19 protein-coding genes, 1 tRNA gene and 1 other RNA gene are annotated in these 23,996 nt (G+C 62.8%); 12 read left to right on the plus strand and 9 right to left on the minus strand.

The window, feature by feature from the left end:
- Nucleotides 1-48: 48 nt before the first annotated feature.
- The 3 genes from D6Z24_RS03870 to D6Z24_RS03880 all read right to left on the minus strand — a co-directional run bounded on the left by D6Z24_RS03870 (nt 49) and on the right by D6Z24_RS03880 (nt 2,659).
- On the minus strand, nt 49-1,398 hold the full coding sequence (locus tag D6Z24_RS03870) for a GspE/PulE/PilB domain-containing protein (RefSeq protein WP_246014571.1): 1,350 nt from the start codon (nt 1,396-1,398) through the stop codon (nt 49-51).
- A gap of 170 nt (nt 1,399-1,568) precedes the next feature.
- Complete coding sequence (locus tag D6Z24_RS03875; RefSeq protein ID WP_129125211.1) at nt 1,569-1,976, minus strand: GreA/GreB family elongation factor; 408 nt, start codon at nt 1,974-1,976, stop codon at nt 1,569-1,571.
- A 149-nt stretch (nt 1,977-2,125) separates the two neighbouring features.
- Nucleotides 2,126-2,659, minus strand: a complete 534-nt coding sequence (locus tag D6Z24_RS03880; RefSeq protein WP_129125212.1) for an acyloxyacyl hydrolase — start codon at nt 2,657-2,659, stop codon at nt 2,126-2,128.
- A 200-nt stretch (nt 2,660-2,859) separates the two neighbouring features.
- Here D6Z24_RS03880 and D6Z24_RS03885 point away from each other — a divergent pair, with 200 nt between their 5' ends.
- Nucleotides 2,860-3,231: a hypothetical protein gene (locus D6Z24_RS03885; protein WP_129125213.1), complete on the plus strand. Its 372-nt coding sequence runs from the start codon at nt 2,860-2,862 to the stop codon at nt 3,229-3,231.
- An 86-nt stretch (nt 3,232-3,317) separates the two neighbouring features.
- Here D6Z24_RS03885 and D6Z24_RS03890 read toward each other — a convergent pair whose 3' ends face one another.
- On the minus strand, nt 3,318-3,791 hold the full coding sequence (locus D6Z24_RS03890) for a peroxiredoxin (protein WP_129125214.1): 474 nt from the start codon (nt 3,789-3,791) through the stop codon (nt 3,318-3,320).
- A gap of 135 nt (nt 3,792-3,926) precedes the next feature.
- On the opposite strand from D6Z24_RS03890, the gene D6Z24_RS03895 reads away from it, so the two are divergent.
- Nucleotides 3,927-4,457, plus strand: a complete 531-nt coding sequence (locus tag D6Z24_RS03895) for a hypothetical protein (protein WP_129125215.1) — start codon at nt 3,927-3,929, stop codon at nt 4,455-4,457.
- An 81-nt stretch (nt 4,458-4,538) separates the two neighbouring features.
- Here the strand turns inward: D6Z24_RS03895 and D6Z24_RS03900 are convergent, their stop codons facing one another.
- Entirely contained in the window at nt 4,539-5,738 is a 1,200-nt protein-coding gene (locus D6Z24_RS03900; RefSeq protein ID WP_129125216.1) for a protoporphyrinogen/coproporphyrinogen oxidase, read from the minus strand.
- A 150-nt stretch (nt 5,739-5,888) separates the two neighbouring features.
- On the opposite strand from D6Z24_RS03900, the gene D6Z24_RS03905 reads away from it, so the two are divergent.
- The gene (locus D6Z24_RS03905; RefSeq protein ID WP_129125217.1) at nt 5,889-6,779 is read left to right on the plus strand and encodes a DnaJ C-terminal domain-containing protein; all 891 of its coding nucleotides are present in this window, start codon (nt 5,889-5,891) and stop codon (nt 6,777-6,779) included.
- Nucleotides 6,780-6,859: 80 nt separating this feature from the next.
- On the opposite strand, the gene D6Z24_RS03910 is transcribed toward D6Z24_RS03905, so the two are convergent.
- The 3 genes from D6Z24_RS03910 to mfd all read right to left on the minus strand — a co-directional run bounded on the left by D6Z24_RS03910 (nt 6,860) and on the right by mfd (nt 12,378).
- Nucleotides 6,860-7,819 (minus strand): peptidylprolyl isomerase, encoded by a 960-nt coding sequence (locus D6Z24_RS03910; RefSeq protein WP_129125218.1) that lies wholly within the window; start codon nt 7,817-7,819, stop codon nt 6,860-6,862.
- Between the two features lie 95 nt (nt 7,820-7,914).
- The gene (locus tag D6Z24_RS03915) at nt 7,915-8,847 is read right to left on the minus strand and encodes a peptidyl-prolyl cis-trans isomerase (protein ID WP_129125219.1); all 933 of its coding nucleotides are present in this window, start codon (nt 8,845-8,847) and stop codon (nt 7,915-7,917) included.
- 57 nt (nt 8,848-8,904) lie between these two features.
- Nucleotides 8,905-12,378, minus strand: coding sequence for a transcription-repair coupling factor (gene mfd / locus D6Z24_RS03920; protein WP_129125220.1), 3,474 nt, complete (start codon nt 12,376-12,378; stop codon nt 8,905-8,907).
- 209 nt (nt 12,379-12,587) lie between these two features.
- Here mfd and D6Z24_RS03925 point away from each other — a divergent pair, with 209 nt between their 5' ends.
- The 8 genes from D6Z24_RS03925 to D6Z24_RS03960 all read left to right on the plus strand — a co-directional run bounded on the left by D6Z24_RS03925 (nt 12,588) and on the right by D6Z24_RS03960 (nt 20,167).
- Nucleotides 12,588-12,926: a hypothetical protein gene (locus tag D6Z24_RS03925; RefSeq protein WP_129125221.1), complete on the plus strand. Its 339-nt coding sequence runs from the start codon at nt 12,588-12,590 to the stop codon at nt 12,924-12,926.
- A 123-nt stretch (nt 12,927-13,049) separates the two neighbouring features.
- Nucleotides 13,050-13,140, plus strand: a tRNA-Ser gene (locus D6Z24_RS03930).
- 33 nt (nt 13,141-13,173) lie between these two features.
- Nucleotides 13,174-13,272: signal recognition particle sRNA small type (gene ffs, locus D6Z24_RS03935), an RNA gene on the plus strand.
- A 77-nt stretch (nt 13,273-13,349) separates the two neighbouring features.
- Nucleotides 13,350-15,128 (plus strand): DNA polymerase III subunit gamma/tau, encoded by a 1,779-nt coding sequence (dnaX, locus tag D6Z24_RS03940; RefSeq protein WP_129125222.1) that lies wholly within the window; start codon nt 13,350-13,352, stop codon nt 15,126-15,128.
- A 49-nt stretch (nt 15,129-15,177) separates the two neighbouring features.
- Nucleotides 15,178-15,492, plus strand: a complete 315-nt coding sequence (locus D6Z24_RS03945; protein WP_129125223.1) for a YbaB/EbfC family nucleoid-associated protein — start codon at nt 15,178-15,180, stop codon at nt 15,490-15,492.
- 141 nt (nt 15,493-15,633) lie between these two features.
- On the plus strand, nt 15,634-16,227 hold the full coding sequence (gene recR, locus D6Z24_RS03950; protein WP_129125224.1) for a recombination mediator RecR: 594 nt from the start codon (nt 15,634-15,636) through the stop codon (nt 16,225-16,227).
- Nucleotides 16,228-16,305: 78 nt separating this feature from the next.
- Nucleotides 16,306-19,854 carry a pyruvate:ferredoxin (flavodoxin) oxidoreductase gene (gene nifJ, locus D6Z24_RS03955; RefSeq protein ID WP_129125225.1) on the plus strand — a complete coding sequence of 1,183 codons (3,549 nt, stop codon included), beginning with the start codon at nt 16,306-16,308 and terminating at the stop codon, nt 19,852-19,854.
- A 112-nt stretch (nt 19,855-19,966) separates the two neighbouring features.
- The gene (locus tag D6Z24_RS03960) at nt 19,967-20,167 is read left to right on the plus strand and encodes a cold-shock protein (protein WP_129125226.1); all 201 of its coding nucleotides are present in this window, start codon (nt 19,967-19,969) and stop codon (nt 20,165-20,167) included.
- 68 nt (nt 20,168-20,235) lie between these two features.
- Here D6Z24_RS03960 and D6Z24_RS03965 read toward each other — a convergent pair whose 3' ends face one another.
- The gene (locus tag D6Z24_RS03965; RefSeq protein WP_129125227.1) at nt 20,236-20,919 is read right to left on the minus strand and encodes a pentapeptide repeat-containing protein; all 684 of its coding nucleotides are present in this window, start codon (nt 20,917-20,919) and stop codon (nt 20,236-20,238) included.
- A gap of 221 nt (nt 20,920-21,140) precedes the next feature.
- On the opposite strand from D6Z24_RS03965, the gene uvrA reads away from it, so the two are divergent.
- Nucleotides 21,141-23,978 carry an excinuclease ABC subunit UvrA gene (uvrA, locus tag D6Z24_RS03970; protein ID WP_129125228.1) on the plus strand — a complete coding sequence of 946 codons (2,838 nt, stop codon included), beginning with the start codon at nt 21,141-21,143 and terminating at the stop codon, nt 23,976-23,978.
- Nucleotides 23,979-23,996 lie beyond the last annotated feature (18 nt).

Consider the following 23,996-nt stretch of genomic DNA (forward strand, 5'->3'; position numbering starts at 1 on the left):
GGATGAAAGTCAATTTGTCCCGCGGTTAATTTAGTCTTTCATTAGAGTCTAGGTCATCATGATCTTGCTCTTCAGGATGAGTATCTCGAAGGCCATGGCTGCCTTTGCGATGAGCTTCTGAATTTCGGGAAGTTTTTCCTCGAGAGGGGTGCTCCCGCCGCCGACATAGAGGACGGCGACGACGCGCCCCATCATCACGAGCGGGACCAGGAGGTTGTTGAAGGGAGTCCCGCCACCAAGGGCCTCCATGATCGCCTGGTTCCCAGCGGTTGCGGGCATCGGGCCGAGGAAGAAGTTCTTACTCTGGTCCACCACGTTCAGCACCGACGGCTCGCTAAGGGTGAGCTCCAGTTCCTCGAACTCCGGCACCGGCCTGTTGTCCACGCGGGCTACCCAACCGGAGGCACGGCCGCCGCGCAGAAGGAAGAAGGCGACCCGGCGGAACTGGGAGCCCAGGTACCCGGTGACCAGTTCCGCGATCCAGTCCCGGTCATCCGGCTCGGCAAGTCCGGCAAGCACGCTCTCCAGGGAGTAATCCTGCTCCGGTTCTTCAATCTCCTCGTAGACCTCGGCGGCGGGGACTGCGGTCGGCTCCGCCGCGGTTTGCGGTGCAGCGGGCTCCGCGGCAGGCGTGGGAGCGGCCACACCTTCCGGCGCCACCGGTGGAATGGCTGCGGCCGGGGCGGCTGCAGCCGGAGCCGGTGTGGCCGACTGCGGCGCCGGGGCGGCCTGCGGCTCTTCGATCTGTTCCAGGACTTCCAGGCAACTCAGGTCCTCGAGGACCGGAAGGTCGAGGATATCGTCCTCTTCGTGGGCCGTCCATAACTCGAGGGTCGGCTTCGGGGGCGCGGGAGGAGGGGTGGCGGCGGCCGCACGGCTTGCCGGTGAAGCGGCTTGAGGAGCGGACTGATGCGCGGCATGGTGCCGGTTCCTGCTTCGGCTCCCCCCTTCCACGCTTATGTAGCGCACCTCACGCTTGATACGGTAGTACTTCTCCATCGCCGTGACGATGCGCAATTCCGGGGCGATCACCGGCATGATGATGAGGCCGGTGGCGAAGGAAATCTCGTCAATGGCGTGGAAGTCGGTAGGGTCGACCATGGCCAGGGTGAGCTTGCGCTTGTTCAGCTCGATGGGGACCACGCGGTATTTCTTCACGTAGTCGTAAGAGATGAGCTTGATGACGTCGTCGGGGATGTCGAGCAACTGTTCCGGGACAGCGTGGGGGACTCCGGTCTTCTGGCTCAGAAACTCAGCCAAGTCGCGCTCGTCGAGGTACCCCATCTCTACGAGGTTGGTGCCGAAGCGACCGCCGAAAATGGCTTGCCCCTTGAGGGTCTCCTCGAGCTGGAACGGCGTGATCTTCCCCGCCTGGACCAGCATTTCGCCCAATCTCATCTTCTCCAAACCGTCCTCCGCCATCACATGAAATCGCATCGCAAGACCGGTCAGGCCGCACCAGGTGCAGGGGGGCCGAACTGCCGTTTTGGGGCGGCATACCGTGCCGGTCAGGCGCCAATTTAGAGCCGCTTCACGTAGATGTCAATAGCAAAGGGGGGCGTTGTCGCTCAGCAGAGGTCGACTATCTCGTACGAGGCGCTACCTATTTCCACCGTGTCGCCGGGGGACTTGCCGATCAGCTCTCGCCCCATGGGGGAGCTCGCAGTGATGACGAGGACTTCCTGGTGGTCCAGCAGCAGTTTGAGGCCACCTTCCTGCGGGCCGATGAAGACCGTTTTCAGCGCTCCGTCGTCCCCTTCCAGGGTGACCAGCGCGGTGAGGCGGATCTCGGCCGAGGCGTCGAAGGGCTGCAGCGACAGCCCGCGGTAGGCCTGCAGGGCGAGCTTTATCTCCTGGGCTCGGTTTGCCTGCCCTTGCGCCACGTAAGAGGCCTCCAGGCTCAGGGTGTCGTATTTGTTGTCGGGGATGTTTTCTTCGTGGATGGCCGCTTCGTGGGCCGCCTTCGCGGCCTTCATCAGGGTGTCCAGGTCATGGGTGAGGCGGTCGATGATGAGACGGTGCAGTTGCTTCTTTTTGTTCGCTACGATGGGAAACCTTCCTGAGAGATGTTTAGGTCACCTGTCGGGTGACGGCGACAGATACTATAACGCGCGGAGGAATCTGTCTAGGGGTACCAGTTGATTCCGATCAGATGCATGTTGATGCCCGGGTTCGGGCCGCCGTTGAAACCGGCGTTGGACATGTGCTGGAAACGGTAGGAAAGGCCGAAGCCGGGTGTGACATGGTAGATCAGTTCGGCGTGCGAGACGAACTGCTGGATGCCGTTGTAGTCCTTCAATCCGAAGCGGTCGCGGGAAATGATGGCGACGCTGACACCGAGGTCGAGCTCCAGCGGGAAGGCCGGATTGCCGAACCTGAAGGCGGGCCCGAGGGTGCCGATGAACCCGTTGTCTTCTTCCGTACTCAAAGTCCCTGCCGTGATCGCTGCCTCGGTCCATACACCCCAACCTGCCTTGTTGCGCAGGCCCCATGGGAGTTGGTAGATCCCAAACGCTTCGACGAGATAGGCGTTATTCTCGCCGTCTGCAGATACCCCCCCTCTGACCCCCACCGGACCCCAGTTGCCGGCTGCAGCGGATCTTTCCGTTACGGGAAGCAGAACGAGTGCTGCGATTATCAGAAGGAGTGTGCTTTTCATGATGTATCCCCACGCGGTTAGGGCATGCTAACTCATAAGGTGTATCCGCAATTTGAAGAAATTCAAGCAGGTTTCACGATGGCCCGGATGCATGTCGTAGGAAAGCCCATTAGTTGCGGAAAAATATCGCAGGAGGTACTATTTAATAGGCGGTAAACAGGCAGGAGGAGGCTGTTGATGACAGCCGGAGGGAGGTGGCCATGAAAGGATACCAGCTGGTAAAAGAGATCAGAGATGCGAAGAGCGCTCACCCCGACATGGTATTCATCAAGTGGTGGCGCAATGAGGAGGACTTCATCGATTTCGACCTGCTTGACCGATTCCTGCAGAACCTGAAAGAGAGCGAAAGCATCGACGGATTCGAGCTGATCAACGAGGATGAGATGTGGCGCACTCTTGAAGCAAGATGCCGCGGGCGGGTGACCAGGGAACAGCGTGACGGAGAATGGGTGTTGCACTGGACGCCTCCGCCTGACAGAAAGGTCGAGGAGGCTCAGAGAGAGTTCCCCTACACGGCAGAGTCACTGGTGAAGATTCTGGATTCGGAAACCAACTACAACTACGTGGACTGACAGGCAGGCTCAGCGTCCGCGCGCCTCCGCTTCTGCTGACGATGAGGGGCGAAGACTTACGTCTTCGCCCCTTTTATCGTCCGGGTTCAGCCTCTGGCCAGCATCTTGAAGAAGTCGAGCACCTTGTCAGGGTGTTCCGAGGCCTTCGCGATCTTCGTCCAGTGCCTGATTACGGTTCCCTCAGGCGAGAGCACCACCGTGGAGCGGATCACCCCCATGGTGGTCTTGCCGTACTGGACCTTCTCACCGAAGGCGCCGTATGCCTTCATCACCGACGCGTCCGGGTCGGAGAGGAGGGTGAACGGGAGCTTGAAGTCCGCGACGAACTTCTCGTGCGACTTCAGCGAATCCCTGGAAATGCCTACCAACACGACCCCCAACTGGAGGAAAAGCGGCTGCAGCTTTGCAAAGCCGACCGCCTCGGCGGTTCAGCCGGGGGTGTTGTCTTTAGGGTAGAAGAAAAGCACCACGAGTTTCCCCGCGTACTCCTTCAGCGAATGCTCCTTCCCGTCGCTCCCCTGGAGCCTGAAATCGGGCGCCTTCTGGCCTTCTAGTGACATACCTGCCTCCTTGGATGTGGTTCTCATTAGCTGGTTAAACATAGCAGACTGGGCATGAATGGCAAGGGATAAGGCTGCGGTTGTCAGCTCGGTCCTTTCAGGTTATGCTGTGGCCGGTTTTATGGGAGGGGGAGCATGGGCAGCATCATGGAGGTGGCGGGCGACCCGGAACGTTGGCATCACTTTGCCGGGGTCCTGCTAGTGATAGCGATGGCGGTGTTGCAGGCGCGGGTCGGGAGGGCAGGTGCCTTATGGCAGATCTGCTGGGCCCTTCCGGGGACGCTGCTGCATGAGCTTTCCCACCTGGTGGTGGCTACCGTGACCGGTGGCAGGCCCGTGGGGTTCAGCATCATACCGCGGCGGGAAGGCGATGGGCGCTGGGTGCTGGGGTCGGTGACCATCAGTAACGCCGGGGTCATTTCCGCGCTACCCTCGGCGCTTGCACCGCTTTTGCTGAACGTGGTCGCTTACTATCTGTATCTGGGGTGGAACACGTGGTTTCCCCCGGACCTGCCGCACACCCTGCTGATGTACGTTGCCATTTATGTTTTCAGTTACAGCTCGATTCCGTCGGGGCAGGATGTGAGGGTTGCCCTTTCCAATCCTGCGGGGGTGCTGCTCTACGGCGGTGCGGCCGGGTTCTATTTCTGGCGGGCGGGACTTTAGGGGCGGGTGCGCCAGGCACGAAAAAGCCCGCCCCACTTTCGCGGAGGCGGGCTCGCCTTGCCTTTTATCCCAGCCGCTCGCTTATAGCGTCGCCGCCATCCTTTCGAACTCACTCTTGGAACGCACGATGCAGTCTTCCACCGCCATCCCGGCAAAGTAGTTGCCGGTAACGTACAGGTCCGTTCCCTGCAGCAGACGGTCGATCTCATCGGTGAGCGCCTTGTGGCCCACAACCGGCGACGGGAGCTGGCTCTCTCGCTCGACTACCTGCTCGAGATCCTCGATGCTTACCTTCAGCACCGAAGCGATCCGCTTCAGCTTCGCGTCGAGCGGCAGCTTCCCGGACTTGAAGTGGAAACTGAGTCCCCGATAGCTGTCGTGGGCGACGGTATCCCGGGAAACGGCGGAGTAGAATTCCTCACCGATCGGGATCAGACCGGCCAGAAGCGGCAGTTGCAGTTTGCTCTTCTGAACCGCCACCCCCACCGTCTCAATGGTTTCCAGCTTTAGCGCGGAAAGTACCTTGCCGAGCTCGGGGGCGATGCCGGCGGCCAGCGCCGCACTCGCCGGCGGCGGGGCGGCCAGGGTGAGCCTCGGCGCACGGTAAACGGTCCCGTCGGAGAGTTCCACCTCATAACCGGACGCATCCTTGGAGACGCGGACCACCTCCACGCCGGTCTCCAGGGTGATGCCGCGGGCCGCGACGAGTCCGTCGATGACGCTGTTCAGCCCACCTTTCAGGGTGAAACTCTTGATGACGTCCTTTCTTCTCGGACGCTTGTTGAAAAGCATGTCTGCGGGGAAGTCGTCGGCGCGCTGCGAGATGACCGCGTTGAAGGCGGGACCGAATACGTTTTTATAGTTCTTCCGTCCCACGATGCGCCCGTAGTACGATGCGACGCTCTCCCCCTCCTTCTTCAGGGTGAAGAGCTGCCAGGCCGAGGTGAAAAGTTCGACGAAAGAGAGCTGTGAGGGGATACTCTTGACCTCGTTGCCGACCAGCATTTTGAAGGAGACTTTTTCCCTCGGAAGGATGCTCTGCATCAGCCCGTGGCGCTCCATGAGCTCGAGCAGCCCGCCGTAAGAGTTGTAGCAGGTGTGGGCGCCGAGTTCGAGCCAGAATCCTTCGGCACTTCCCTGAAAGCGGTGGGAATGGAAACATCCGCCCGGACGATCGCTCTTTTCAAGGACCAGGGTGTTGAGTCCCTTGGCGGCTGCATGACTGGCGAAACTGAGACCGCTGATTCCTGCTCCTATCACGATGGCGTCGAATTGCTTCATCTGGCGGCTCCTGTTTTTAAGGGTCGTTAATTGCAGCCTATATAAGCCCGCCCGCGCGGAGTTGTCAAGGTTTACAACATGTTGACAACAGTGGGGGCAGCAATTACATTCTGGGGAGCAATTCCCAGGATCACTGAAAGGACTTCCGTTATGGCACAGAGAGATTACTACGAGGTGCTCGGCCTGAAAAAAGGCGCCTCGGTCGACGAAATCAAGCGGGCCTACCGCAAGCTCGCGGTGAAATACCACCCGGACAAGAACCCCGGGAACAAAGAGGCCGAGGAGCGCTTCAAGGAGATCAACGAGGCGTACGCCGTCCTCTCCGATCCGCAGAAGAAGGAGCAGTTCGACCAGTTCGGCTCCACCAATTTCCACCAGCGCTTCTCGCAGGAGGATATCTTCAGGGGCTTCAATGTGGACGACCTGTTCCGCGACCAGGGGTTCGGTACGGACGACATCTTCTCGCGCATATTCGGGGACGCCATGCGGCGCCAGCGCGGCGGCCGCGGCAGACCGGCCGCAAGGGGCGAGGATTTCTCCATGGAGCTCCAGGTGACCTTCCGGGACTCCTACGACGGCGCGGAAAAGCGGGTCGCCTTCATGCGCGACGGCTCCCGCGAGGAGCTGTCGGTCAAGGTCCCCCCCGGGATAGAGAACGGCGCGCGGCTCAGGGTGGCGGGACGCGGCGGGCCGGGGCGCATGGGCGGGCCTTCGGGAGACCTCTACCTGACCGTCCTGGTCAGCGCGGATCCCCTGTTCCAACGCGAGGGCAACGACATCGTGCTGAACCACGAGGTGCGTTTCTCCGAGGCGGTTCTCGGGGGACAGATCGAGGTGCCCACCATGCAGGGGGCCAAGCGGATCAGGATCCCCGCCGGCATCCAGGCCGGCACCAAGGTCCGTCTCAAGGGGCTCGGCTTCCCGTTGATGGGTGGGTCGGGGCGCGGCGACATGTACGTGCGGGTCGCGGTGCACGTGCCGGAAAAGCTGACCGCGCGCCAGCGCGAGCTGCTGGACCAGTTGGCGGCGGAAGGGCTCTGACCCCTCCGGCACCGGCCAAAAAAAAAATCCCCTTCGCCGCGGACCGGCGAGGGGGATTTTTCGTTTCTGGGGAGCAGAGGCTAGGGCTGCTTGATGTCGATGCTGGCGGCGTTGCGCAGATCCTTCACCCACTGGTTGAAGCGCTCGTCCGACTTCTTCTTGTAGAGCTGCTCCTCGATGGAGTCCTTGACCTCCTCGAAGGGGCGACCCGCTTCGCGGCTCTTCTGCTCCAGCTTTATGATGTGCAGCCCGGCCGGGCTGCGCACGATGGAGCTTACGTCGCCGGGCTTCATGGCGGCGACGGTGTCGCCGATTTCGGGCAGCATGTCGCTCTTCTTGAAGCTGCCTAAGTCCCCTCCGTCCTTGGCTGCGGCGGAGTCCTGGGAGTACTTCTTGGCGAGGGCGGCGAAGTCCTCGCCCGCGCGCGCCTTCGCGAGCACCTCGTTGGCGAGCTTCTCGGTGGCGGCGGCATCTTCCGGTTTCGCTTTGGGATCGAGCTTGAAGAAGATGTGCCGCGCGTGGAAGGTCTCGGCGCCGCCGTAGCTGTCGCGGTGCGAGTCGTAGTACTCGCGCATCTCGCGTTCACCCACCTGGATCTTGGAACGGACCTCCTGGCTCATGAGCCGCATCCGCTCCAATTGCTCTTTCAACTGTGCCTTGTACTGCGGGAAGGTGAGCCCCTGGGCCGCCAGGGCCTGTTCCAGCGCCTCCTGGGTGAGGTTGTTCTGCTTCTTGACGTCCTCGATGGAAGCGCGCAGTTCGTCCTCGCCTACCTTGATGTCCAGCTCGCGGATCTTCTGCTCGACCAGCTTCTTGTCCACAAGCCGGTTCAGCGCCGCACTTTTCAGCCCCATCTTCTCCGCCGGCGGGAGCTTCTCGCTCTCCTTCAGCATCTGGGCGTATTCCTTGTCGAGGTCGAGGGTGGTGATCACCTCGTCGTTGACGACGGCGGCGATGCCGCTGATCTGTTTTGCCTGGGAGGGGAAGGGGGATACTGCCAGGAGGGCCAGCAGGGTGCAGGCCATGATGATCTTAGCCATGGTGTCTCTCTATAGCCGCTCAGGCGGCGTTTGTGCAAAAACGGCCGGACTTGCGCCCGGCCGTTGGCTGTTTCGGTTATTCCTAGTTATTCCGACTATTTCGCCTGGGCGGGCTGGCCGGCTGCCGGCTGTGCACCCTCTTTGGCGCCCTCAGGTGCCTTGAGCCCTTTCAGCGCGTCTTCCTTCACGCTGATCTTCGCCTGCTTCTTCAGGTCGTCCTTGAGTTTCTTGAAGGTCTCCTGCTGCTTCTCCGGGAGGAGGGCCGCCTTGATCTGGTCCTTCACCTCTTCGAGGGAGCGCGCGCCGGCGGGGCGCTGGCCGGTCACCTTGATGATGTGGTAGCCGAACTGGGTCTTCACGATGCCGGAGGTCTGCCCTTCCTTCATGCCGAATGCCACCTTCTCGAAGTCCGGGATCATGGAGCCTTTACCGAACCAGCCGAGATCGCCACCTTTCTGGGCTGCGCCGTCGATGGAGAACTTCTTGGCCAGGTCCTCGAAGTTCGCACCGGCCTTAAGCTGCTTCTCGATGTCCTTCGCCTGGTCCTCGGACTTGACCAGGATGTGGCTCGCCCTGATCTGTGCGCCGGTCTGGAACTTGTCCTTGTTCTTGTTGTAGTAGTCCTGCATCTCGGCGTCGGTGACCTTGCCGATCTCTTCAACCTTCTTCTTCAGGAACGCCTCTACGATGACGCGCTTTTTCAGGTCTTCCAGGCGGGCGGCGACGTCCGGGCTCTTGTCGATCCCTTCCTTCTGTGCCTGCTGCATGATCAGCTCGCGCACCACCATGGTGTCGATCATTTCCTTCTTCCCTTCCGGGGTCTCGGTCATCGGCTTCAGGTACGGGGGAAGAGCGGCCTGCTCTTTGTAGAAATCGTTGTCCGTGATGGTGGCGCCATTCACCTCGGCGAGGACGACCCCTTTACCCGGGCCTTCCTGTTTCGCCCCGGTAGCCGCCTCTTTCTTGCAGCCGGTCACGGCAACGCAGAGAGCGAGTAAAAGTACGGTGGCAGATTTGCTGAATTGCACGGTTAGCTCCTTTTATAAGTTCCGTAAATGATTTCCAATCCGGTGAACGCTAGCATATCAGACTAAGCATTTCAAGACATTTCTGGCCTCCGCCAGCACCCCGTCAAAGGAGCTGTCGGCGACCCGAACGTAGAGCCGGAAGTCCGGCGTAAAGCGGTATTTTCCCTTCTCTTTGCGCAAGAGACCGGTGATGGCGTCGGGGGAAACCGGGGTCCTCTCGTGGAAGGCGAGGGCGATCTCGTTGCCGGCGAGCTCGATCTCCTTGACGAGGAGCCGCTTCAGCCCGACGCGCAGGCGCATGACCTCGATGAGGTAGAGCGCCGCCGGAGGTAGCGGTCCGAAGCGGTCGGCGAGCTCCTCCTTGATGTCGTCGATCTCCGCCTCGTCGGCGGGCTGCGTGAGTTTCTTGTAGATCATGAGGCGCTGGTTCGGATCCCTCACGTACTCCTCCGGGATGAAGGCCGGGACCTTGAGCTTGATCTCCGGCTCGACCCGCTCCGGGAGCTCCTCACCCTTCAGGGTGCGTACCGCCTCGTCCAGGAGCTCGGTATAAAGCTCGAAGCCGACGGCAGCGATGTCTCCGCTTTGCCGCGCGCCCAAAAGGTCGCCGGCACCGCGGATCTCGAGGTCGTGGGTGGCGATGCGGAAGCCCGCCCCCAGCTCGGTCAACTCCTGGATGATCTTCAGCCGCTCGCGCGCGTCCGTCGAGATCGACCCCTCCCCCGGGATGAGGAGATAGGCGTAGGCGCGGGTCTTGGAGCGGCCGACCCTGCCGCGCAGCTGGTAGAGCTGGGCGAGGCCGAAGGTGTCGGCGCGGTTCACGATGAGGGTGTTGGCGGTCGGGATGTCCAGGCCGCTCTCTATGATGGTGGTGCACAGAAGGAGGTTGGTCTCGCCGTGCATGAAGGAGAGCATCACCTGTTCCAGCTCCTTCTCGGCCATCTGCCCGTGCCCTACCGCGATCTTCGCTTCCGGGACGATGCGCCTCAGCTCCTCGGCCATGGCGCCTATGGTCTGCACCCGGTTGTGCACGAAGAAGACCTGGCCGCCGCGCCTCAGCTCCCTCAGCACCGCCTCGCGGATCAGCTCGTCCGAGGAGCGGGAGACGAAGGTCTTGATGGCGAGCCGGTCCACCGGCGGGGTGTCGATGATGGAGAGGTCGCGTATCCCCATGAGCGACATGTAAAGGGTGCGCGGGATCGGCGTCGCGGTGAGGGTGAGGATGTCCACCACGGCCCTGAACTGCTTGAGCCGCTCCTTGTGGGCGACGCCGAAGCGCTGCTCCTCGTCGACGATGAGAAGCCCCAGATCCTTGAAGACGACGTCCTTCTGCAGGAGGCGATGCGTGCCGATGACGACGTCCACGTCCCCTTTTTTCACCCCCTCGAGGATCTCCCTTTGCTGCTGCGCGGTGCGAAAGCGCGACAGCATCTCCACGCGGACCGGGTACTCCTTGAAGCGCGCCGCGAAGCTCTCGGCATGCTGCTGGGCGAGGACCGTGGTCGGGACGAGGATCGCCACCTGCTTGCCGTCCAGGGTCGCCTTGAAGGCGGCGCGCATGGCCACCTCGGTCTTGCCGTAGCCTACGTCGCCGCAGACCAGGCGGTCCATGGGGCGGGTGCTCTCCATGTCGGCGATGACCTGGTCGATGGCGGCGGCCTGGTCGGGGGTCTCCTCGAAGGCGAAGGATGCCTCGAAGGCGCGGTACATGTCGTCGGCGGGGGAGTAGCGGTACCCCTGCTGCACCTCGCGCGCGGCGTGGATCTTCAAAAGTTCGGCGGCCATCTCCTCGATCTCGGCGCGGGCCTTCGCCTTCGCCTTCTCCCATCCCGCCCCGCCAAGCTTGTCGAGCCTCGGCTCGATCCCCTCGGCACCTACGTAGCGCTGCACCAGGTTTATGCGGTCCACCGGGAGGTAGAGCTTGTCGCCCCCGGCGTACTCGAGGAGCAGGAAGTCCCCCTCGAGGCCGGTGAGGCTTAGGTGCTCAAGCCCCCGGTAAAGGGCGACGCCGAAGTCGACGTGCACCATATGGTCGCCGGGTTTCAGCTCGGCGAGCGAGGTGAGTAGCTGCTTCTTCTTCGCCTCGGAGAGGCCGCGCCGCTTCACCCTCTTGCCGAAGATCTCCTCCTCGGCAACCACCACAAGGCGCTCTTCCTCGAGACGGAAGCCGCGCGAGATCTCGCCGATGACGATCTCGACACGCCCCGGCGGGCGTCCCGCCGCGACCTCGAAGCGGTCGGAGGAGTGCTCCAGCGGCATCCGGTAGTGGGAGAGGAGCTCGTAGAGCCTGCGCGCCTGCCCCGCCTGGTGGCAGGGGACGAGCACGCGGTTCCCGGCCGCGATCCATCCGACCATCTTCTCGGTGAGAGGCGCCAGCACCCGCTCCCCTTCCGGGGTGGCGTCGAGCTTCAGGTCCTGGTTTCCGGCGCACTTCAGGCGGAGCTTCTCGCCCCCCTCACCCTCGATCTCAAGGCGCGGGAATTCGAGACGGCGCCCGGCAAGAAGGAGGCGCTGGAAGTCGTCGTCGCCCAGGTAGAGCTCGGCGGGGTCCCCCGTGATGGCGTCGCGCAGTTCGGCCCGCCGTACCGCGCTGTCGAGCTCCTCCCTGAAGCGCTCGGCCGCCTCGCGGATCGCCTCGGGATCGACGAGGACGCGCACCGCTCCTGCGCCGGCGTAGTCGAAGACGGTTTGCAGTCCGGGGTGGAAAAGGGGTTGCAGGAAATCGACCCCCGGCGGGTAGATGGCATGCTGCAGCTGGTCGAGGAGCTCCCGGCGCCGGTCCGCGCCGATCCCCAGGTGGTCGCAACGCCGCTTGAGTCTCGGTGCCAGCTCCTTCACCACCTCCGCGGAGAGGATCACCTCGCGGGAGGGAAGCAGCACCAACTCGGGGAGCGGTTCTAGAGAGCGCTGGGTCACCGGGTCGAAAAGGCGCATGGTCTCGACCAGGTCGCCGAAGAACTCGATCCTGACCGGCATCTCCCGGTCGGGTGGGAAGATGTCGAGGATGCCGCCGCGCACCGAGAAGGTGCCCCGGTCCTCGACCAGGGGTACGTGGGAGTAGCCCAGCTTCACCAGTTTCTCGACCAGACTCTCTCGCTCGAGCTCCTCGCCCGCCACGAGGTACTGGCACACCCCACCCAGGGTGTCGCGCGGGATCACCCGCTGCATGGCGCTTGCCACCGGGAGGACGAGGGCGCGGACCGCGCCGTCCATGAGGCGCACCAGGGCGTTCAGCCGTTCCCCCACGATGTCGGGGTGCGGCGAGGCCGCCTCGAAGGGGGTGACGTCCCAGGCGGGGAGGGGGAGCACGGTCTCGGGGTGCGACGAGAAGAAGCGGAGTTCCCGGGTGATCTCGTCGGCGCTTTCCTGGTCGGCGGTGAGGACGATGAGCGGCGGAGCGTCGTCGGCGGCGAGCCGGGAGAGTAGGTAGGCCGGGGCCGACCCCGCGAGTCCCGCCACGCTCACCTGGCAGGAGGAAAGGGAGAGCTTCTCGCTTAGCTGTTTAAGATACTGCGGTACGGGCATGGTCATCGTCGCAGGGGGGCCTTTCTCGTTGGTGGGTGGAGCGGACAGCACGGTCCGAGCATAGCAAAATCGGGGCCGATTATCCAGCCGGTTGCGCCGCAAACTTTTGTCCCGGACCCCAAATAAAAGTAAAGAAAAAAATGGAGCAGCCGAATAGCTCTGTGAAGGTCGGGAAACGGTGTAAGTGCAAACCTTCATTAAGGATTGGTGAGCTTATGAAACAAGAAGATGTCCTACACTCCGACGTGATCAACTACTTCACCACGGAGTTTGCCGCACTAGAGGAAAGGCTCAAATCGGGGGGGCTTGACGACTACCGGGAGCGCGTCCTGGTGAGCCGCAAGATCAGCGAGGCGGTGCACCTGCTCTCCCCCTACGTGAGGAGCGATCCGAGGGCGCGTCGCCTGGTAAAGGACGCGGAGGCGCTCAGGATGGAGCTCCTGTCGGTCCGTTCCATCATCGCGAAACAACTCTTGAAAAAGGAGAAGCAGTCCCTGCTGCAGGCCATCTTCATGCGCAAGAAACGGCGCGGCCCCGACGAGCTCGCCGGTTGACCGGAGCGTCCTGGTGCCGGGTCCGGCGCACAGCTTCTGCCGGGGCTGCCGGTGTATTTCGTCCCCATGAAGAATTCCCTTTACAATTAACTCGGCGTGTATTATATATCTCCTCCTTGTTGTGGAGAGATGTCCGAGTGGTTGAAGGAGCACGCCTGGAAAGCGTGTGTACGTTAATAGCGTACCGAGGGTTCGAATCCCTCTCTCTCCGCCATATTTATTTATACCCATTGCGGATAGACCTGATAGCTGGGTCCCGCGCAACGGAAGGTTATGAACCCCGTCAGGTCCGGAAGGAAGCAGCGGCAGTAACCGCCCCCGTGTGCCGCGGGGTAGCCCAGCTATCAGCTCTTTCCGCAACCCCCCTGCCCCCCACGCCCCACGCGAACCATGAACCACTTGTTGCCATAGAGGTACGCCGCCTTGTCCTATCTCGTTCTCGCTAGAAAATGGCGCCCCCAGACCTTCAGCGACCTGGTCGGCCAGGAGCACGTCAGTCAGACCCTGAAAAACGCCATCGACGGCGGCAGGGTGGCCCATGCCTTTCTTTTCACCGGCGCACGCGGCGTCGGCAAGACCAGTTCCGCGCGCATCCTGGCGAAGGCGCTCAACTGCGAGAGCGGGCTGACCGTCGAGCCGTGCAACAGCTGCACTACCTGCCTCGAGATCACCGACGGGAACTCGGTCGACGTCTTCGAGATCGACGGCGCCTCGAACACCGGCGTCGACGACATCCGCGAGCTGCGGGACAACATCAAGTACCTGCCGTCCCGCTCGCGCTACAAGATCTTCATCATCGACGAAGTGCACATGCTCACCACCAACGCCTTCAACGCGCTGTTGAAGACGCTTGAGGAGCCCCCGCCGCACGTCAAGTTCATCTTCGCCACCACCGAACCGCACAAGGTCCCGATCACCATCCTGTCGCGCTGCCAGCGTTTCGACTTCAAGAGGATCGCGCTGCCGCGCATCGTCTCGAGGCTGCGCTACATCGTCGACCAGGAGGGGGTGCAGATATCTGACGAGGCACTCGCCGTAGTGGCGCGAAAGGGCGACGGGAGCATGCGCGACTCGCTCTCCACGCTCGACCAGGTGCTCGCCTTCTGCGGCGATTCCGTCACCGATGCCGATGTGGCGGCGCTCCTTGGCGTCGTGGACCGGCGTCTCATCATGGACGGCTGCCGCGCGGTACTGGACAGCGACGTGAAAGGGGCGCTCGAGATCGTGGCCCAGGTGGATTCTTTCGGCTACAGCATGCGCCAGTTCTGCCATGAGCTAATCAACCAGTTCAGGAACATCGCCATTTTGAAGGCGGTGGGCGAGCCGGGAGAGCTTCTGGAGCTTTCCGACGCCGAGCTTGCCGAACTGCGCGGCTTCGGTGAAAAGAGCGCGCACCAGGATCTGCAGCGACACCTGAGCATCCTGCTGAAGAGCGAGGCCGAGATGGCCCACGCCGGCTTCCCGCGCCTGATCCTTGAGTTGGCGCTGATGAAGATGGCGGCGCTGGCGCCGGCGATCCCGGTGCAGGAGCTTCTGCGTCGTTTGGACACCCTGGAGCAGGGAGGCCCCATAGCGCCGCGCAGCGATGCCCCGCGCCCGCAGGCCCCTGCGGCACGTCCCGCGCCGCAGCACGCCGCCCCGGCGCGTCCCGCAGCCGCCCCCGTCGCCGCCGCGTCGGCGTCCCATGCTTCCCAAAACTCCAACGGTTCCCATGCCTCCCATTCAGCCCCGGCAGCCCAGGCTTCACCGGCAGCTGCAGCAACCGGTTTCGCCGGTGCCGCCACCGCCGATCTCTGGGGCGGTTTCGTCCGTGCAGTGAAGGCGAAGAAACCCATGCTTGGCGGCGCCCTGGAGGAGGTCTACCCGGTGCGGGTGTCGCAGGGGCACCTGGAGATCGGCTGTCTGCAGGGGAGCTTCCAGCTGACCCGCCTGCAGGACCCCGACCAGATCAACGAGTTGAAGGGGCTTGCCCAGGCGCACTTCGGGGTGCCGACGCAGGTCAAGGTGGTCGCGCTCAGCGCCCCCCCCTCCGATGCCGCCCCGACCCTTTCGGAAAAAAAAAGCCTTGAAGATGCCGAGCGAAAGGCAACCCTGAGGCGCGAGGCCGAGGCGCACCCGCTGGTGGCCGCCGCGGTGGAGATGTTCGACGGCGAAATCGCCGAGGTGCAGGAATTACCGCGAAAAGAAGCGACAAAATCATAACGATGTTCCGCGGTACGCTGCGACAATAAAAGATAAATTGGAGGATAAGATGTCTAAAGGTTTGGCGCAGATCATGAAACAAGCGCAGATGATGCAGCAGAAGATGGGGAAGCTGCAGGAAGAGGCGGCGGAGCGCACCGCCGAAGTGACCACCGGTGGCGGTGCCGTAACGGTGGTTGTTAACGGCAAGAATCAGGTGCTTTCCCTGGTTATCAAGAAAGAAGCGGTCGACCCGGAAGACGTAGAGATGCTGCAGGACCTGGTGATGACCGCCGTCAACGAGGCGCTCAAGAAGGTGCACCAGGCGATGGCGGAGGAGATGAGCAAGATCACCGGCGGCCTGAGCATTCCGGGACTGTTCTAGGTACTTGGCGCCCGCGCGGCGCCTGACGCAAGGGAGAGGGTGTATGCCGGTTGGTGTGCACCCTCTAATTATAAAAATCTACGATCAAATTTTTTTTGGTAAAAATAACCAGTAAAAACTTGTTTTATCCGTGGTGGGAATATGCTACATTTTTCGGGCTCGCTGACCAGGCTGGTGGGAGAATTGAAGAAACTGCCTGGCGTCGGTGAAAAAAGTGCCTTGCGGCTCGCGTTTCATCTGCTTAAATATCCCGGCAATATCGAGGCGTTAGCCGAGAGCCTCATGCAGGTGAAGGAAAGGGTCCGTTTTTGTTCCGTCTGTTTTGCCATCACCGAGGACGATCCCTGCTGGATCTGCTCCGGTGAGCGGGACGCCGCCACGCTCTGCGTGGTGGAGGAGCCGCAGGACCTGCTCGCACTGGAGAGAAGCCGCGCCTTTCGCGGTCGTTACCACGTGCTGCAGGGTGCTCTTTCACCGTTAAACGGCGTTACACCGCGTGACCTCAGGATCGCAGAGCTTATGCAGCGGCTTGAGGGGGGCGAGGTAAGGGAGGTGCTGATCGCCACCAACTTCAGTGTTGAAGGGGAGGCGACCGCCCTCTACCTCACCAGGATGATCAAGCCGTTGGGGATCAAGGTGACGCGTCTGGCGCACGGCATCCCCATCGGAAGCGATCTGGAATACGTGGATGCGGCGACGGTGCAGCGGGCGGTGGAGGGACGGTCGGAGCTGTGATCCGCCGACCGATGGAAATGTAGAACGATCTTTTACCGTAAAGCCAATGCAAGATTTTCAAACTACAGGAGGAAATCAATGTCCCGCAGAATGGTAACAATCGACGGTAACACCGCGGCAGCCCACGTGGCACACGCCACCAACGAGGTGATCGCCATCTACCCGATCACCCCTTCTTCCGTCATGGGGGAGATCTCGGACGAGAAGAGCGCCCGGGGGGAGAAGAACATCTGGGGGACCGTCCCTTCGGTCGCCGAGATGCAGTCGGAAGGGGGCGCCGCCGGTGCCGTACACGGCTCGCTGCAGGCGGGCGCACTGACCACCACCTTCACCGCGAGCCAGGGGCTCCTGCTGATGATCCCGAACATGTTCAAGATCGCCGGCGAGCTCACCTCGACCGTATTCCACATCTCCGCCCGCGCCATCTCCGCGGCCGCGCTCAACATCTTCGGTGACCATTCCGACGTCATGTCGGCCCGCTCCACCGGCTGGGGCATGCTCTGTTCCAACAACGTGCAGGAGGTCATGGACTTCGCCCTGATCGCCCAGGCCGCGACCCTCAGGGCCCGCGTCCCCTTCATGCACTACTTCGACGGCTTCAGGACCTCCCACGAGGTGCAGAAGGTCGAGGAACTCACCTTCGACGACATGAGGGCGATGATCACCCCGGAGCTGGTCCAGGCGCACCGCGACCGTTGCATGACCCCGGACCGCCCGGTGATGCGCGGCACCGCACAGAACCCGGACGTCTACTTCCAGGGACGCGAGACCGTCAACCCCTACTACCCCGCCTGCCTCTCCATCGTGCAGGAGGAGATGGACAAGTTCGCCAAGGTGGCCGGCCGCCAGTACAAGCTCGCCGAGTATGTCGGTGCCCCGGACGCAGAGCGCGTCATCATCGTGATGGGCTCCGCCGCCGACACCGTCCAGGAGACCATGGCCACCCTGAACGCCGCCGGCGAGAAGGTAGGTCTTTTGAAGGTCCGCCTCTTCAGGCCGTTCCCGGTCGCCGCCATCGCCGCGGCGCTCCCCGCCTCGGTCAAGAAGATCGCCGTACTCGACCGCACCAAGGAGCCGGGCTCCCTGGGCGAGCCGCTCTACCTCGACGTCAGGACCGCGATCGGCGAGGCGATGGGCGACGGGCTCACCAACTTCAAGCAGTACCCGATCATCGTCGGCGGCCGTTTCGGCCTCGGCTCCAAGGAGTTCACCCCGGGCATGGCCAAGGGGGTCTTTGACAACCTGAAGCTCGACAAGCCGAAGAACCACTTCGTGGTCGGCATCATCGAGGACGTGACCAACTCCTCCCTCGAGTACGATCCGAAGTTCGTGAACCCCTCCGCCGGCACCTACGCCGCCATGTTCTACGGCCTGGGCTCCGACGGCACCGTGGGCGCCAACAAGAACTCCATCAAGATCATCGGCGAGACCACCGACAACAACGTCCAGGCGTACTTCGTGTACGACTCCAAGAAGGCGGGCTCGGTGACCACCTCGCACCTGCGTTTCGGCAAGAACCCGATCCACGCACCGTACCTGATCGACCAGGCCGACTTCGTCGCCTGCCACAACTTCTCCTTCCTCGAGAAGTACGACATGCTGGCGAACGCGAAGGAAGGGGCCACCTTCCTCCTCTGTTCCCCGTTCGAGCACGACAAGGTGTGGGACTCCATGCCGATCGAGGTGCAGCAGCAGGTGATCGCCAAGAAGCTCAAGTTCTACGTGATCAACGCGATCGAGCTCGCCGAGAAGCTGGGCCTCGGCGCCAGGATCAACGTGATCATGCAGACCGCGTTCTTCAAGATCTCCAACATCATCCCGCTCGACACCGCCATCACCGCGATCAAGGACGCCATCAAGAAGTCCTACGGCAAGTCCGGCGAGAAGGTCGTCGAGATGAACAACAAGGCGGTGGACGCGGCCCTCGAGAACATCTTCGAGGTGCAGGTGCCGGCTACCGCCACGAGCGCCCTCAGAAAGCCCCCGGTCGTCGGCGCCCACGCCCCCGACTTCGTCCAGAACGTGACCTCGACCATGATCGCGGGCCTGGGCGACCAGCTCCCGGTATCCAAGATCCCGGCCGACGGCACCTTCCCGACTGCGACCTCGCAGTACGAGAAGCGCAACATCGCCGTCGACATCCCGGTATGGGACGAGGCGCTCTGCATCCAGTGCGGCATCTGCTCCTTCATCTGCCCGCACGCCTCCATCAGGATGAAGGTCTACGACGCAGACAAGCTCGCCGGCGCACCGGCCACCTTCAAGTCCGCCGACGCCCGCGGCAACGAGTTCAAGGGGATGAAGTGCTCCGTCCAGGTAGCCCCCGAGGACTGCACCGGCTGCGGTGCCTGCGTGGCGAACTGCCCGGCGAAGTCCAAGGAGGATCCGAAGCACAAGGCGATCAACATGAAGTTCCAGGCGCCGCTCAGGGCAAGCGAGGCGGCCAACTACGACTTCTTCTTGAACATCCCCGAGACCGATCCGAGCCTCGTCAAGGTCGAAACCCTGAAGGGGAGCCAGCTGGCGCGTCCGCTCTTCGAGTACTCCGGTGCCTGCGCCGGCTGCGGCGAGACCCCGTACCTGAAGCTCCTCTCCCAGCTCTTCGGCGACCGCGCGCTCATCGCCAACGCCACCGGCTGCTCCTCGATCTACGGCGGCAACCTCCCGACCACCCCGTGGGCGAAGAACGCGGACGGGCGCGGCCCGGCCTGGTCCAACTCGCTCTTCGAGGACAACGCCGAGTTCGGCTTCGGCATGAGGCTCGCCGTCGACAAGTTCAACCAGGCCGCCCAGGAGCTCCTGGACCAGGTTGCCCTCCCGGCGGAACTGGTAGCACAGATCAAGGGTGCCGACCAGCAGAACCAGGCCGGCGTCGAGGCGCAGCGCGCACGCGTCGAAGCGCTGAAGCAGGCGCTTGCGGGCAGCAAGGAGCCGGCGGCACAGCAGCTCCTCTCCCTTGCCGACTACCTCGTGAAGAAGTCGGTCTGGATCGTGGGCGGCGACGGCTGGGCCTATGACATCGGCTACGGCGGCCTCGACCACGTCATCGCCTCCGGCAAGAACGTGAACCTCCTCGTGCTCGACACCGAGGTCTACTCCAACACCGGCGGTCAGGCATCCAAGTCGACCCCGATGGGCGCGGTGGCTCAGTTCGCCGCGGGCGGCAAGCCGCAGGCCAAGAAGGACCTCGGCATGATCGCCATGGCCTACGGCAACGTGTACGTGGCCAAGGTCTCCCTCTCCAACCCGGCACAGTGCGTCAAGGCGTTCATCGAGGCGGAGGCCTACGACGGGCCGTCCCTGATCCTCGCGTACAGCCACTGCATCGCGCACGGCATCGACATGGCCACCGCGGTGGAGACCCAGAAGCGCGCGGTCGCCTCCGGCCACTGGCCGCTGGTCCGCTACAACCCGGAGCTCGCCGAGCAGGGCAAGAACCCGCTCGTCCTCGACAGCAAGGACCCGAGCATCTCTCTCGAGGAGTACGCCTACGGTGAGAACCGCTACCGCGTACTGAAGAAGAACAACCCGGACGCCGCCGCTGCACTCATGGCGCGCTCGGCGGAACTCACTGCACGCCGCTACGATCTGTACAAGCGGATGGCCGAAATGGAGTTCGAGAAATAAGAAAGAAATCTAACAAAAGCGCTTGACAGGGACCAGACCCGTGCATAAACTCTTTACCTGTGCCGGGGATGGTCCCGCTTATCACGAAAGAGAAGTAACAGGAGAAGTCGTAATGGCTAAAGGTGTAGTTAAGTGGTTCAATGACAGCAAGGGTTTTGGTTTCATCGAGCAGGAGAACGGTGAGGATGTGTTCGTACACTTCTCCGCGATCCAGTCCGAGGGCTTCAAGTCCCTGGCAGAAGGCGATTCCGTAACTTTCGACGTGCAGCAGGGGCCGAAAGGTCTCCAGGCGGCCAACGTAGTCAGGGTTTAAAGCTACCTTTAAACGACAAAAAGCCCCCGGATTGCTCCGGGGGCTTTTTTTTGTGGCGTAGCCTGCCGCTACTCGATGCAGGTGCCGACCGAGCCTGAACGGCAGATGGTCTTGTCGGTCCAAAGCGCCCCCTCCAGCTTGGCACCCGCCATTCGGGTTCCCCTCAGGCGCGCCTGGTTCAGCGAGGCGCCGCGCAGGTTGGCGCCGGTCAGGTCGGCGAGTTCGAGGTCGGTCTCCGCAAGGTTGGCCCGCTCGAGGTTCGCGGACTGCAGGTTGGTGCGGTTGAATTTGGCGCCCGCCAGGTCGTACCCTACCAGGTTCAGGCCGCTCAAGTCGGCGCCGGAGAAGTCGCGCGTGGAGGAGAGTATCCTCTGCACCTCGGGCTGGGTCATGCGCCGGTCCGTGACCTTCGCCTTGACCGCCGCGCCCCCCCCCTTGGCCTTCGCGCTTCTCTTACCCTTCGCTACCTTCCTTTTCTTCCCCTTGGCCTGTTTTTTACCGCCTTTCTTTTTGCCGACCTGGGCCGCGGACTTACCCGATTCCACTTCCTTTGCGAGGGCGGCCAGCTTCGCCTCGGCCGCCTTCAGGGTCTGTGCCTCGGCGTTGTCCTTGGCCGCATTATCTTTGGCGGGGGCCTCCTTGGCGGGGGCGGGTGCAGGGGCGTCGGCCCCCACTGCGAGTACGGGATAGCTCGCGGCCAGCCAGGCGGCGAGGGTGATGCGTGCGATATGCGCTGCAAAAGGGCGGTTCATGGGCGCCTCCGTAACGTGTTCCGACTCCCCGGACTGGTCCCGGGGGTGTGCTTGTTCCCTTATCGGCAGGGGTGCGAAAAAACTGAAAGGTGTTTACCTTGTGGTATGGACGAAATTCTCATTATAATGGAGGTGCCGTCCCGACAATAAGCGGGGCGGTGTGCTATATTTAACAGTCGCGCGCCCGGCGCGCCACGCAGATAATATTCATCGGGAGCATCATGGCAACGAACAAGATCATCGTAAAGGGTGCCTGCGAGCACAACCTCAAATGCATAGACGTCGAAATCCCGCGCGACCAGCTCGTGGTGATCACCGGCATATCCGGCTCGGGGAAATCGACGCTCGCCTTCGACACCATCTACGCGGAGGGGCAACGGCGCTACGTCGAGTCCCTCTCCGCCTACGCCCGCCAGTTCCTGGAGCAGATGGAGAAACCCGACGTCGAATCGATCGAGGGGCTCTCCCCGGCCATCTCCATCGAACAGAAGACTACCAGCAAGAACCCCCGGTCGACGGTGGGGACCGTCACCGAAATCTACGATTACCTCCGCCTGCTCTTCGCCCGCATCGGCAAGCCGCACTGCTACAACTGCGGCCGGCTCATCACCTCGCAGACTGTCTCGCAGATGGTGGACCAGATCGCGGCGCTCCCCCAGGGGGCGAAGCTGACCCTGCTTTCTCCTATCGTGCGCGGCAGAAAAGGGGAGTACAAAAAGGAACTGGCGCAGCTCAGAAAGGACGGTTTCGTCCGGGTCGTCGTCGACGGCGAGACCCACGACCTCGCCGAGGAGATCACTCTCGACAAGAAGAAAAAACACGACATAGACATCGTGGTGGACCGCCTGGTGGTGAAACCCGGCTTCGAAAAGCGCCTGGCCGATTCTCTCGAGACGGCGCTATCCCACGCCGACGGGATCGTGAAGGTGGCACTCTCCGAGGATGAGAGCCGCGGCGTGAAGGAGGACACCCTCCTCTTCTCGGAGTCGGCGGCCTGCATCGAGTGCGGCATCTCCTATCCCGAGATGACCCCGCGCATGTTCTCCTTCAACAACCCCTACGGCGCGTGCCCGGACTGCACCGGTCTTGGGACCCGCATGTACCTGGACGCCGAGCTCGTCATCCCGGAGCCTGAACTCTCGCTCGCCGACGGCGCCATCGCCCCCTGGGAGAAGCGCTTCTCCGGGTGGTACCAGCAGACGCTCGCCGCGCTCGCCAAGGCCTACGGCTTCGACATGCACGCCCCCTTCAAGAGCCTCTCGAAGAAGGCGAAGGACGTGATCTTGAACGGCTCGCAAGGGGAGCAGGTCGAGTTCTGGTGGATCGACGAGACCGGGAAGAAGCACAACTACAAGAAGGCCTTCGAAGGGGTGCTGAACAACCTGGAGCGGCGCCACCGCGAGAGCGAATCGGAGCAGGTGCGCGAGGAGCTCGAGAAGTACATGGGGGTGATGCCGTGCCCGACCTGCGAGGGGGCGCGCCTTAAAAAGGAGGCGCTCCACGTGACGGTGGGGGAGAGAAACATCCGGCAGGTGACCGCGCTTTCCATCAAGGACAGCCTCGCCTTCTTCGCCGCGCTTTCGCTCACCGACAAGGAGGAGGACATCGCGCGCAGGATCCTGAAGGAGATCCGGGAGCGCCTGAACTTCCTGGTCAACGTAGGGCTCGACTACCTCTCCCTGGACCGCTCCTCCGGCACCCTTTCGGGGGGTGAGGGGCAGAGGATCAGGCTCGCGACCCAGATCGGCTCCTCGCTCGTAGGCGTCCTCTACATCCTCGACGAGCCCTCCATCGGGCTGCACCAGCGCGACAACGGACGCCTGCTCTCGACGCTTCGGCACCTGCGCGACATCGGCAACACGGTGCTCGTCGTCGAGCACGACGAGGAGACCATCACCGAGGCGGACTGGGTCATCGACATGGGGCCGGGGGCAGGGGTGCACGGCGGCGAGGTCGTGGCCGAGGGGACTCCGGCCGAGATCATGGCGAACCCGCACTCGCTGACCGGGCGCTACCTCTCCGGCGCGCTCACCATCCCGCTCCCCAAGAAGCGCAGGAAAGGGAACCGCTTCCTGCACATCGAGGGGGCGGCGGAGAACAACCTGAAGAACGTGAGCGTCGACGTGCCGCTGGGGGTGATGACCTGCATCACCGGCGTCTCGGGTTCCGGGAAGTCGTCGCTCATCATCGACACCCTGTACAAGACGCTGAACCAGCGCCTCTACAAGAGCCGCGAGAAGGCGGGGGCGGTGCGGGCGATCCGCGGCACCGAGGTGCTCGACAAGGTCATCAACATCGACCAGTCACCCATCGGGCGGACGCCGCGCTCGAACCCGGCGACCTACACCGGGCTCTTCACCGAGATCCGGGAGATCTTCGCCCAGCTGCCGGAATCGAAGGTGCGCGGCTACAAGCCGGGACGCTACTCCTTCAACGTGAAGGGGGGGCGCTGCGAGGCCTGCTCGGGGGACGGCATCATAAAGATAGAGATGCACTTTCTCCCCGACGTGTACGTGGAGTGCGAGGTCTGCAAGGGGGCCCGTTACAACCGTGAAACCCTCGAGGTGCGCTTCAAGGGGCACTCCATCGCCGAGGTCCTGGACATGACGGTTTCGCAGGCCCTCGTTTTCCTGGAGCACATCCCGCGCATCAGGACGAAGCTGCAGACCCTGGAAGAGGTAGGGCTCGGCTACATAAAGCTCGGCCAGTCGGCCACGACCCTCTCCGGCGGCGAGGCGCAGCGCGTGAAGCTCGCGAAGGAACTCTCAAAGCGCGCCACCGGGCGTACCATCTACATCCTTGACGAGCCGACCACGGGCCTTCATTTCGCCGACATCGCGAAACTCCTGGAGGTGCTGCACAAGCTCGTCGAGGCGGGCAACACCATCGTGGTGATCGAGCACAACCTGGACGTCATCAAGACGGCGGACTGGATCATCGACCTAGGTCCTGAAGGCGGGGACCGTGGCGGCGAGATCATCGCGGTCGGCACTCCGGAGCAGGTGGCGCGCGTCGAGCGCTCCTACACGGGGCAGTACCTCGCGAAGATGCTCCCCTAGTCGACGGGGACGGGGAGG

The organism is Geomonas oryzae (assembly GCF_004117875.1).
Taxonomy (GTDB): domain Bacteria; phylum Desulfobacterota; class Desulfuromonadia; order Geobacterales; family Geobacteraceae; genus Geomonas; species Geomonas oryzae.